This window comes from Actinomycetota bacterium (assembly GCA_035697485.1).
In the GTDB taxonomy this organism is placed as follows: Bacteria; Actinomycetota; UBA4738; order UBA4738; family HRBIN12; genus JAOUEA01.
The window spans coordinates 1-11,221 of record DASSCU010000032.1 but is presented as its reverse complement, the minus strand read 5'-3'; the positions used below and the strand labels follow the sequence as shown (position 1 = coordinate 11,221).

Annotated in this window: 12 protein-coding genes; 9 read left to right on the top strand and 3 right to left on the bottom strand. The window is 69.3% G+C overall.

The features are described from left to right. Window positions 1-36 precede the first annotated feature (36 nt). A complete protein-coding gene (locus VFI59_09470; GenBank protein HET6713925.1) occupies window positions 37-438 on the top strand; it encodes an acyl-CoA thioesterase in 402 nt (133 codons plus the stop codon). Here VFI59_09470 and VFI59_09465 read toward each other — a convergent pair whose 3' ends face one another. After that, entirely contained in the window at window positions 439-1,740 is a 1,302-nt protein-coding gene (locus VFI59_09465) for an NlpC/P60 family protein (protein ID HET6713924.1), read from the bottom strand. Window positions 1,741-1,883: 143 nt separating this feature from the next. Between VFI59_09465 and VFI59_09460 the strand changes: the two genes are divergently transcribed. Beyond that, window positions 1,884-2,123 carry a hypothetical protein gene (locus tag VFI59_09460; GenBank protein HET6713923.1) on the top strand — a complete coding sequence of 80 codons (240 nt, stop codon included), beginning with the start codon at window positions 1,884-1,886 and terminating at the stop codon, window positions 2,121-2,123. Between the two features lie 6 nt (window positions 2,124-2,129). On the opposite strand, the gene VFI59_09455 is transcribed toward VFI59_09460, so the two are convergent. Next, a complete protein-coding gene (locus tag VFI59_09455) occupies window positions 2,130-2,666 on the bottom strand; it encodes a hypothetical protein (GenBank protein ID HET6713922.1) in 537 nt (178 codons plus the stop codon). An 82-nt stretch (window positions 2,667-2,748) separates the two neighbouring features. Between VFI59_09455 and VFI59_09450 the strand changes: the two genes are divergently transcribed. Genes VFI59_09450 through VFI59_09435 form a run of 4 tightly spaced genes read left to right on the top strand, consistent with a single transcriptional unit; the run spans window position 2,749 to window position 7,206 of the window. Beyond that, complete coding sequence (locus VFI59_09450) at window positions 2,749-4,137, top strand: ArgE/DapE family deacylase (protein HET6713921.1); 1,389 nt, start codon at window positions 2,749-2,751, stop codon at window positions 4,135-4,137. Further along, complete coding sequence (locus VFI59_09445) at window positions 4,122-5,750, top strand: biotin carboxylase (GenBank protein HET6713920.1); 1,629 nt, start codon at window positions 4,122-4,124, stop codon at window positions 5,748-5,750. Before VFI59_09450 ends, VFI59_09445 begins: the two co-directional genes overlap by 16 nt. Before the next feature lie 24 nt (window positions 5,751-5,774). Next, window positions 5,775-6,794: a C45 family peptidase gene (locus VFI59_09440; GenBank protein HET6713919.1), complete on the top strand. Its 1,020-nt coding sequence runs from the start codon at window positions 5,775-5,777 to the stop codon at window positions 6,792-6,794. Between the two features lie 7 nt (window positions 6,795-6,801). Further along, window positions 6,802-7,206: a secondary thiamine-phosphate synthase enzyme YjbQ gene (locus VFI59_09435; protein ID HET6713918.1), complete on the top strand. Its 405-nt coding sequence runs from the start codon at window positions 6,802-6,804 to the stop codon at window positions 7,204-7,206. 8 nt (window positions 7,207-7,214) lie between these two features. On the opposite strand, the gene VFI59_09430 is transcribed toward VFI59_09435, so the two are convergent. Beyond that, window positions 7,215-7,610, bottom strand: coding sequence for a co-chaperone GroES (locus VFI59_09430; GenBank protein HET6713917.1), 396 nt, complete (start codon window positions 7,608-7,610; stop codon window positions 7,215-7,217). Between the two features lie 44 nt (window positions 7,611-7,654). Here VFI59_09430 and VFI59_09425 point away from each other — a divergent pair, with 44 nt between their 5' ends. From VFI59_09425 to VFI59_09415, 3 genes are all read left to right on the top strand, one after another. Continuing rightward, the gene (locus VFI59_09425) at window positions 7,655-8,515 is read left to right on the top strand and encodes a HemK/PrmC family methyltransferase (GenBank protein ID HET6713916.1); all 861 of its coding nucleotides are present in this window, start codon (window positions 7,655-7,657) and stop codon (window positions 8,513-8,515) included. After that, on the top strand, window positions 8,512-10,485 hold the full coding sequence (locus tag VFI59_09420) for a prolyl oligopeptidase family serine peptidase (protein HET6713915.1): 1,974 nt from the start codon (window positions 8,512-8,514) through the stop codon (window positions 10,483-10,485). Before VFI59_09425 ends, VFI59_09420 begins: the two co-directional genes overlap by 4 nt. Window positions 10,486-10,575: 90 nt before the next feature. After that, a partial coding sequence (locus tag VFI59_09415; GenBank protein HET6713914.1) for a TlpA disulfide reductase family protein occupies window positions 10,576-11,221 on the top strand: 646 nt, incomplete at its 3' end.

Here is an 11,221-nt window from a genome sequence, read left to right as displayed (position 1 = left end):
CGAACGATGGCTCGGCGGCGTGGCAGGATACGCGCCATGTTCGAGGTGACGGTCCACATCCGCTGGCGTGACATGGACAACTACGGGCACGTGAACAACGCGGTGTACCTGAACTACCTGGAAGAGTGCCGCGACCGGATGATCGAGGGACTCTTCGGCGCCGACGAGGCGTGGGACTTCGTGCTCGCCCACGTCGGGATCGACTTCCGCGATCAGCTCACCCAGGACGATGGCGACGCGGTCGTTCGGTGCGAGGTGACGGGGTTCGGCCGTTCGAGCATCCGGACGCGTGAGCGCATCGAGAAGCCCGACGGCACCCTCGCGGCCGAGGCCGAGGCCGTGATCGTGCCGAGGTCGCCGGAGGGGTCTTCGAGTCGGCCTCTGACCGACGCTGAACGAGTCGTGCTGCAGCGTGCGATCGATACCGCGGGAGGATGATCAGGCGGGCGGCAGGATGCGGCGTCCATGCACGAAGTGCTCGCGGTACCAGCCGTCGCCGACCCACATGATCGTGACCCCGCCCGGGGTGTTCGACGAGTCGAGGGCATACCCGTGACCGATGTAGACGTCCACGTGGTCGACCGTGCCGTCGTCGTTCCCGTCGTAGAACATCAGGTCGCCCGGGAGGAGACGGTCGTACCTGAGGGCCCCGAAGCGGGCCATGTCGGCAGACGTCCGCTGCGGGAGCGCCCAGCCGGCGTAGGGACGCGGTGGGTGCACCTTCCACGCGCCACCGTCGTTCTCCCGCAGGAGCCACCAGGCGAGACCCGAGCAGTCGAACCCGGGGACGGGCTGGCCGCCGAGGGCGGCAGGCGGGTTCGATCCTCCCCACTCGCCGCCCCACACGTACGGGAGGCCGACGGACTTCATGCCCCAGCGCACGATCGCGAGGCGCTTCGGTCCCATCTTGGGAAGCACGATGCCGTCGTACTGCTCGCGGACCCAGGGGACCACCCACGAGGGAAGCGTGGCGGCCTTGTACAGCGAGTAAGCGACCTGGGCACGGCTGAGCGGACTCCGCGGTCCAACGTCCATGGCCTCGTCGCTGTTGTTGTAACGGAGTCCGAGCCGCAGCCCCAGCATCAGCGCGCCGAATCGCTCCGGCGTCGGGAACCGCACACCGTCGCGCGTGCGCAATCCGTCGAGCTGTCGAGCGATGCCTCGCATGCCGAGAGCATCGATCACGACCGAGTGCAGGACACCGGTCGTCACGGCCTGATCGGGCATGAACCGGCCGTCGGTCGATCGCCTCATCCAGCCCCGTTGCACCGCGATGTTGGCCCACTTGTAGAAGGTCTGCGACGGGTCGAGATCGGTGAACGTGATCGCCGGGTCGACGGCGGCGCCCGGCGCGAACGCCTTGACCGCTGCCCGCGCTAGGTACTTCCGAGTCTGGATCATGTCGGGCCTGAACGGCACGCTGCCGTCGGGGCGCGCTGCAAAGTCGCGCATCCAGTCGTTGGCCTTGCCGACGAAGTCGATCGCCGACTTGGCCCACGCGTCCGAGCCGTCGAGATCGCTCCACCGGAAACTCGCCCTCCGCGGCGACGCCGTCGACGACAGGTCGACGGGGTAGGGCCCCGGACCCGACCCGGGCTCCCCCAGGTGCGGGAGGAGGGTCGATGCAGGCGCGTCTGCAGCGTTGGCCGGAGGGCCGCCGGTGACCAGCGTCGCTCCCAGGGCGATCACGGTGCCGAGCGTCGCCAGACCACGACGGAACGGTGTTCCCCCTCGGTTCATGGGGTTAGGTTCGGCATGGATCCGGCCGGTCTTGAACGACGACGGAGCGTGCCGGTGTGGGCCCGCACCTCGCCCATGTCGGCACCGGCCATGCATCGGTGCGGGGGGGCCGGGCCCTACGGACCGTGCGGTAGTCTCGATTCGTGCTGGGTGAGGTGGAGGCGCTCGTGATCGATGTGCGCCCCCTCGACGTGCACGGGGTGGGCTACGTGGACGTCACGGTCGCCTACAGGGACCGAACGACGGCGACCGCCCGCCTCGGCCAGGAGAGCGTGCCGGGCGATCTGGCGGCAGGGGAGCAGGTCATCGTCCGCGTCGTCGCGAACATGATCGTGTCGATCGAGCGACCGATCCCTTCGGGCGATCGAACGGTCGACGCTTGAGGTGGGTCAGTCCTTCGGACCCTCCGCCCGAACCTTCTCGACGGTGGTCAGCGCTTCGCGAAGGTCACGCAGCCAGTCGTCCTGCCGTTCGGCGACGAGGCGGACGCACCACGCGAGGGCGTGACTCCGGCTGCGGGCCACCCCGGCATCGACCAGCGTGTCGAGGACCCGGCGTTCGGCGAGGCGCAGACGGGTCATCGCAGGCACGCTGAGGGTCGTGAACGTCACCCGCTGATCGGCGCAGACCACGCCCCAGCTCACCTTCCGCCCGAACCGATGCTCGGCCTCGGACGCGATCTTGATACGTCGTGCCCTCGTGTCCTCGCGGAAGCCGCCGATCCGCGCCGCGACCGCCGCGCTCCGAGCCTCCGCGCTCTCGTCGTCGGGCAGGTCGGGTGCGGCGATCGTACCCATGACGAGGATCTCGTCGCGGTCGCTGCCGACCTCGAGCGGTCCGACGAACCAGTCGTCGGGCACGCGGCCCGCGAACCACCCACGGATCTCGTCGTCGGACGGGGAGTGATGTGCCGGACGTGTCGTCATAGGGGGAGATTACAACATTACACACATACGTCAAGGAACAACCGAGACCACCCCATCGAGGTGGTTGGTACGCTGCGGCCCCATGGAGCCCCTGCCCGACGAGGCCCCCCCGGGCGCATACGGTGGCAGCCGGCTCACGACCGACGTCGAGACCCCCGATGCGCACGCGTTCGCCGGTCGGGGGGAGCTCGCGCCCGCCGAGTCCTCCGAGGACGCCGGATCGATCGACGGCGAGATCCTGGCTGCGATCGCCGAGCAGGCCGACTGGATGACCGACCTCCTCTCTGAGCTCGTCCGTGCGCCCACGACGCTCGGCAACGAGGAACCGGGCCAGATCGTCGTCGAGGCTGCGCTCGCCGAGATCGGCCTCGAGCCGGTCGACGTGCCGATGGACGGCGAGCGCCTGCGCGGTCATCCGCTCGCGGCTCCGTTCGACTGGGATGTCGCGGGCAAGCGCAACGTCGTCTCCAGGTGGGGGCCCCGTGATGGGGAGCCCGGGCGTTCGTTGATCCTCAACGGGCACATCGACGTCGTGAGTCCCGAGCCGACGACGCATTGGGGCGACGTCGATCCCTTCGGCGCCCATCGGGAGGACGGCTGGATGGTCGGCCGGGGAGCCGCGGACATGAAGTGCGGCATCGCGGCGATCCTCGGAGCGGTCAAGGGCCTGCGGTCCCTCGGCCTCACGCCGCGAGCTCCGGTCACCGTGGAGTCGGTCGTCGAGGAGGAATGCTCGGGCAACGGGACCCTGCAGACCCTGCTCGACGGTTACACGGCCGACGCGGCGGTGATCGCGGAGCCGTTCGGCGCGGCGATCACGACCTCGCAGGTCGGGGTGTTGTGGTTCAGCGTCCGGATCACCGGGGTGCCGGGACACGCCGCCGAGGGTCAGCACGCCACGAACGCGATCGAGAAGAGCCTCGCGGTGATCGGTGCGCTGCGATCGCTCGAGGCGGATCTGAACGCGAGCCCGCCCCCTCCCTACGACCTGTTCACGCACCCCATCAACCTCAACGTCGGCACGATCAGGGGCGGCGACTGGGCCTCCACGGTGCCGGGCGAGTGCGAGACGGGCTATCGGATCGCCATGTACCCGGAGATGATGATCGGCGAGCTCAAAGGTCGCATCGAAGCCGCGGTGAATGAGGCGACGAGCGACCAGCCGGGCGCGGCCGAGGTCCGCTACAACGGCTTCTCGAGCCGTGGCTACGACATCCCCGACGACCATCCCCTGGTGACGTCGTTAGCCCACGCCTTCACGAGACAAGCGGGCACACCCCCGGCGCTCGTCTCCACCACCGGCACGACCGACGCGGCGGTCTTCGGCAACGTCGCGGGGATCCCCGCCGTCTGTTTCGGGCCCTATGCCGAGGCCGCGCACGGCGTGGGGGAACGGGTGTACCTTCCGTCCGTGGTGCAGACCGCCCAGGTGTTGGGCCTGTTCGTCAGAGACTGGTGCAGCCTGGCCTGATCGCGGCCGTCTTGGTTGCGCTCGTCGTGCTGATCGTCGTCGCTCGCTGGTACGTGCGGCGCGAGCGGTCGCGCGTCGCTCGGGCCGGCGACACGGCCGTCGCCGTCGCCGAGGTTCCACCGGCCGATCGCACCGACACGGCGAGCAAGCGGTCGACGGACGGCCCGCTCGTCGGCATACCGGCGATCCGGCACTTCTTCAGGACGAACGAGGTGCCGGTGTACTTCGTCTCGGCCACGGCCTTCAACCTGCTCGGCATCGACCGATGGGTCCGCAACTTCAAGTTCGTGAACTACTACGACTCATTCGACGGATGGCATCCCAACGTCTTCGTCCCGAAGGAGCAGAGCCCGCGCGCCTTCGAATCGATCGAGCACATCTGCAACTACCTGCTCGGCCACAAAGAGGTGGTGGACTACGTGCGGGGTCGTGGTCCCGGGGGCAAGGTCGCGTTCCTGATGTTCGACGAGGAGACGGAGACCCTGGCAGCGGAGCTCGGCCTCGAGGTGGCGTTCCCCCCCGCTGAGCTGCGGCATCGGCTCGACTCCAAGATCGAGACCACGAGGCTCGCGAACGAGGCAGGGGTACCGAGCGTGCCCAACGTCATGGGGCGAGCGTCGACCTACCGAGAGGTGCTCGACCTGGCAGGCGGCGCCGGTCTCGGCGACGACCTCGTGATCCAGACGCCATACGGCGACTCGGGGCAGACGACGTTCTTCGTCGCGAGCGCGTCCGATTGGAAGGCCGACGAGGAGAAGATCGTCGGCGAGGACCTCAAGGTGATGAAGAGGATCGATCCGCGTGAGACCGCGATCGAGGGCGTGATCACGCGGCACGGGACTCTCGTGGGCCCACTCATGGCGGAGCTCACCGGCTTCCCCGAGCTCACGCCGTACGACGGTGGATGGTGCGGCAACGACGTGTTCTCGGAGGTGCTCACGCCCGAGCAGCGGCTGCTCGCGCGAGAGCGCACGTACGCCGTCGGAGAACGCCTACGGCAGGAGGGATACCGGGGCTACTTCGAGCTCGACTTCCTCGCCGACGCAGGATCGGGCGAGATGTACCTGGGCGAGCTGAACCCGAGGGTGACCGGGGCCAGCAGCATCACGAACGTCACCGCCGTCGCTTACGGCGACATGCCGCTATTCCTCTTCCACCTGCTGGAGTTCATGGACGTCGAGTACGAGATCGACGTGGAGGAGCTGAACCGGCGCTGGGCGCACCCCGGCAACCTGGACGAGTGGACGCAGTTCATCCTCAAACAAACGGAGGACTCGGTTGAGCTGATCACCGATGCCCCGGCGTCGGGCATCTGGCGCATGGGGGACGACGGACGCATCGCGTACGCGCGTCGCGACACCGACTGGCACACGGTCGCCGACGGATCGGAGGCCTTCTATCTGCGCATCGCGGATGTCGGCGGCTACCGGTATCCGGGCGCGGACCTGGGTATCCTGGTCACGCGAGGGCGGTTCCTCGACGACGACCACGAGCTGGTCGACCGGGCCAGGTCGTGGATCACCGGTATCAAGTCGCAGTTCCGCAGCGTGCCGCCGCCCTCGGAGGCGCCTCCCCCGGTCGAACCGGAACCGTTCGGCTTCAAGATGCTCTAGCGGCACCCGATACCGACGATGCGCATGATCCCGTTCACCTTCCGCGCGGTGGAAGAGCTCGAGCTCGGCCCGAAATGGGCGGGCGTCTTCGACGAACGGTGGCCGCACTACCGCGAGTGGTTCCTAAGGGAGGGAGAGGCGGCGCGCGCCTCGTACGCGACGAGCGCCCGCATGCTGCGAGCCCACATGCCGGAGCTGATGCCGGCGTACGAGCGGGTGGTGGAGCTCGCGGGTGGGGGCGACCTCGCCGCGAGGATGCTGTCGCTCTACACGCCACCGCCCTACCTGGCGGCGTGCTCCCAGGGCGCGTGGGTGCGCGAGGGTGGGCCCGTGCTCGCTCGCAACTACGACTACGCCCCCGGCCGATTCGAGGGGCTGATCTGGTCGACCCGGCTCCTCGAGCGACGGGTGATCGGCACGTCCGATTGCCTGTGGGGACTGCTCGACGGCATGAACGACGCCGGCCTCGCGGTCTCGCTCACGTTCGGCGGGCGACGTGTGATGGGCGACGGGTTCGGCATCCCCATCGTCGTGCGGTACTTGCTGGAGGTCTGCGAGACGGTGCCTCAGGCCCGAGAGACGATCGCCCGGCTCCCCTTCAGCCTCGCGCACAACCTCACGATCGTCGATCGCGCCGGCGACGTGGTGACCGCCTACGTCTCTCCTGATCGTGAACCGATCTTCCGGCCGTTCCCCGCCGCCACGAACCATCAGGGGCTGGTGGAGTGGCCCGAACAGGCCAAGGCGACCCGCACGATCGAGCGCGAGCAGTGCATCGTGCGGCTGGTCGAGGGCGACGCCCCCGACGTCGAGGCGTTCGCCGGCGCGTTCCTGCGGTCGCCGCTGTTCAGCACGTCGTATGCGAACGGGTGGGGAACCCTCTACACGGCCGTCTTCCGGCCCTCAGAAGGTGTCGTCGATTACCGTTGGCCGACCGACTCGTGGCGGCTCGGGTTCGACGCCTTCGCCGAGGGCGAGCACGTCGAAGTGCTCGCCGACGCCCCGCTCGGCGACGGGTCCGCGGCGTCCGGGCACGCGGGCTGAGGCGGCGATGCGGACCGAGACGTTCCGGATGGAGACGGGCGGTCGCCGCGTGCACGATGTGACCGAGCGCGTCGCCCGTTTCGCCGCCGACGTCGACGACGACGGACTGCTCCACGTGTTCGTCCCGCATGCGACTGCCGGCGTCGCGCTGATGGAGACGGGGAGCGGCTCGGAGACCGACCTCGACGAGTTGCTCGAGCGCGTGTTCCCCCGCGACGACCGCTACGCGCATCGGCATGGGTCGGTCGGCCACGGCGGAGACCATCTGCTCCCCGTCTTCGTCTCGTCATCGCTGGTCCTGCCCGTGGTGGGGGGCGCGATGCAGCTGGGCACCTGGCAGTCGATCGTGCTGGTCGACCCGAACCACGAGAACGACGTTCGGACCGTGCGGCTCAGCTTCCTGCCCGGCTGAGGCCGCTGCTACAGGTACTGGCCGGGCGCGCGCTCCTCGCCCGGTGCGGACGAGACCGCCTGCACGTCGCGCTCGCGCAGCAGCACGAGCTCGTCACCGTCGAGCTCGACCTCCAGGCCCGACGAGGGCAGGAACAGCACGCGGTCGCCTTCCTTCGCCACCCGCACGTCCGGGCCTACGAGGGCCACGTCGCCCCACGCCAGGCGCCTCGGAGCCGGCGCCGCCGTCGCAGGGATCAAGAGGCCGCCCGCGCTCTTGCGCTCGCCGCTCTCGGGGTTCCGCACCACCAGGCGGTCACCCGTGAGCCGGATCGCCGGCCTGTCGGCGCTCTTCTTCGCCCGTGGTTTCCGCTTCGCGGGCGTCTTGGCGCCGGGCTTCTTCGACGAGCTCGAGGTCTCAGCCATGTCCGGGGGAGTGTAGCGAGCGCGACCCGGTACGATGCCTCGCCATGGAAGCCCGGCGGGTGCTCACCCGCGCCGTGAAGCGGCTCGAAGCCTCTCCCGCGATCGACCATTGGCAGAAGGGCCGTGAACGCATCGAGGCCGAGGATCTCCTGATGCACGTGCTGGGTCACGACCCAGCACCCGGCGACATTGTGTCGGGCAAGGATCGTCGCCGGTTCGAGGCGCTGGTCGAGCGGCGGGCCGGGGGCGAGCCGATCCCGTACATCAAGGGCTATGCGGAGTTCCGTGGCATCGAGCTGCTGACGAAGCCGGGGGTCTTCGTGCCGCGGGACTCGTCGGAGTTCCTCGCGGAGCAGGCGATCAGGCGGCTCCGCCGACGGAAGCACCCGGTGCACGTCGATGTCGCGACGGGAGGGGGCACGGTCGCGCTGGCCGTCGCCGACGAGGTGCCGAAGGCCGAGGTCTGGGGCACCGACGTGGCGGGCGACGCGGTGCGCCTCGCGCGCAAGAACGCGAAGGCGCTCGGCCTCCCGGCGCGCTTCGAGGTCGGAGACCTGTTCGACGCGCTCCCGAAGCGGCTGCGGGGATCCGTCGACGTGGTCACGCTCCACCCTCCTTATGTGCCGGCCGGCGAGATCGACGATCTGCCCGACGAGATCCGTGACTGGGAACCCCCGCACACCCTCACCGATCACAGCACCGACGGCCTCGGCTTGATCGGACGCACCGTCGCGGGAGCGCCGCGCTGGCTCCGGGCGAACGGATGGCTGCTGATGGAGGTCAGTCCCGACCGGGTCAAAGAGGTCAAGCGCGTCTACACGGCCGGAGGGTTCCGTGACGTGCAGAGCACGAAGGGGGGCGAACTGAAGGTGACCAGGGTGATCGTGGGCCGGCGGCCGAGATGAGCGAGCCGATCGTGCGGCCGTACGGGTCGTGGGCCTCCCCCGTGTCCCCGCGCATGCTCGCCACGTCGTCCGTGTCGTTGTCCGAGCCCTGGATCGACGAGGGGGCGGTGTATTGGCACGAGGCCCGTCCGGCCGAGGGAGGTCGCGGCGTCGTGGTGCGCGGTGGCCCCTGGTCCTCGCCCGTCGATGTCACGCCCGAAGGCTTCAACGTGCGCTCGCGGGTGCACGAGTACGGGGGCGGAGCCTGGACCGTGCGACGCGGCGTCGTGGTCTTCTCCCACGACGCCGATCGGCGTCTGTACCGGCAGGGCCCGGGCGAGGCGCCCGTCGCCATCACGCCCGACACCGGCGGCCTGCACCGCTACGCCGACGGGCGGATCAGCGCCGACGGCGAGCGGTGGTTCGGCGTGCGGGAGCGCCACGCTTCGTCGGGCCGGGTCGCCGACGTGGCCAACGAGCTGGTCGTGCTCCCGCTCGACGGATCCAGCGAACCCCGCACGGTCGCAGCGGGCCGCGACCTCTACTCCACGCCGCGCATCGCTCCGGACGGACGTCGGCTGTCGTGGCTCAGCTGGAACCTGCCGTGGATGCCGTGGGACGGGTGCGAGCTCTGGGTCGCGGACCTGGCGTCCGACGGGTCGCTCAGCGGGGAGCGTCGGGTGGCCGGGAGAGACGGGGAGGAGTCGATCTGGCAGCCGAGCTGGAGTCCGGCCGGCGAACTCGTCTTCGCGAGCGACCGCTCGGGGTGGTGGAACCTCGAGCGCCTCGCCGGGGACGAACGTGTGGCGCTGCATCCTGCCCAGGCCGAGTTCGGCTATCCGCAGTGGGTGATGAACGAGACGTCGTTCGCGTTCATGGACGACGGCCGCATCGCGTGTTGGTACGGGGATCGAGGTGTGCAACATCTCGCCGTACTCGATGCCGAGACCGGGGAGATGATGGATCTCGATCTGCCGTATTCGTCGTTCGAGCACGGCCCGGGTATCGCTGCCGCCGGCGACGCCATCGCGTTCGTCGCGGGCGCACCCGACATCCCCTCGGAGGTGGTCTGGCTCGACTTCGGATCGCGCTCGGTGGAGGTGTTGCGCGAGGGCGTCGATATGCCGATCGACACCTCGTTCGTGTCGTTGCCCCGCCAGGTCGAGTTCCCGACCGACGGAGGCGTGACGTCGTTCGCCCACTTCTACGCCCCGAACAACCCGAACGCCGCGCCTCCCGAGGGGGAGCGTCCCCCGCTGATCGTGATGAGTCACGGAGGACCCACGAGCGAGGCGATGCCGACGCTGAACCTCGCGATCCAGTTCTGGACCACGCGCGGATTCGCCGTCGCCGACGTCAACTACGGGGGGTCGACGGGGTTCGGCCGCGCCTACCGGCAGCGCTTGAACGGCAACTGGGGGGTCGTCGACACCGCGGACTGCATCAACGCGGCACGGTACCTGGCCGACGCAGCGGAGGTCGACGGGGAGCGGCTCGTGATCCGGGGCGGCAGCGCCGGCGGGTATACGACGTTGTGTGCCCTGACCTTCCACGACGACTTCGCGGCCGGTGCCAGTTGGTATGGCATCAGCGATCTCGAGCCATTCGCGACCGGCGACACCCACAAGTTCGAGTCTCGGTACGAGCACACGCTCATCGGGCCGTGGCCGGAGTCCATCGATCTGTATCGGGCCCGAAGTCCGATCCACTCGGTCGACCTGCTCTCGACCCCGATGTTGCTGCTGCAGGGGGCGGAGGACGAGGTCGTGCCGCCGGCGCAGGCCGAGGTCATGGTCGAGGCGCTCCGGGCGAAGGGGTTGCCTCACGCCTACCTGCTCTTCGAGGGGGAACAGCACGGGTTCCGAAAGGCGGAGACGATCGAGCGAGCCTACGAGGCCGAGCTTTCGTTCTACGGTCAGGTGCTGGGCTTCGAGCCGGCGGACGACATCCCGGTGCTCCCGATCGAGAACCTGAGCGAACCGGTCATGTGAAGCGGGGGCCGAACGACCCGAACCGCCGCGTCGCCGCGAGGCGAACATCTCGATGGAGAGTGGTTCGATCGTGCCTTGAAAGGAACCTCGATGACGAATGCGACGAAGTCGAAGCAGCGGTCCGGCCGGCAGACGAAAGCCGAGCGACGTCGGGAGCAGGAACGTCGGGCGGCCCGGCAACGGCTCGTCTGGATCGTGGTGGCCATCGTCGCCTTGGCCGCCGTCGTTGGAGCACTCCTCCTGAGCGGTGGCGGCGATGACGGGGATGGGCAGACTGCCGCTCCCGCCGATGCCGTCACGATCGACCGAGCCGCAGGTCCGCAGCTCGAGATCGGTGAGCAGGTGCCGGGGTTCTCGGCTCCGGGCCTCGACGGCGGCACCGTGTCGTGGAGCGACCACCTTGGCTCGCCGACCGTGCTGGTCGTGTGGGCGTCGTGGTGCCCACACTGCCAGGCGGAGCTGCCGATCCTGGTGCCGGCGACCCAGGCGCGTGAGGGCGTCGAGCTCGTCAGCGTGACCACCGCGATGGGGCAGAATCCGGGACCCACCCCGTCTGAGTTCCTCACCGACGAGGGCCTCACCCTGACGACGGCGGTCGACGACGGGGCCGGCACGTTGATGCAGGGGCTCGGGGTCTCGAGTTTCCCGACCGTGTACTACGTGAACGCCGACGGTACGGTCGACAACGTCACCATCGGAGAGTCGCCCGAAGGGGCGATCGAAGCGAACCTCGACG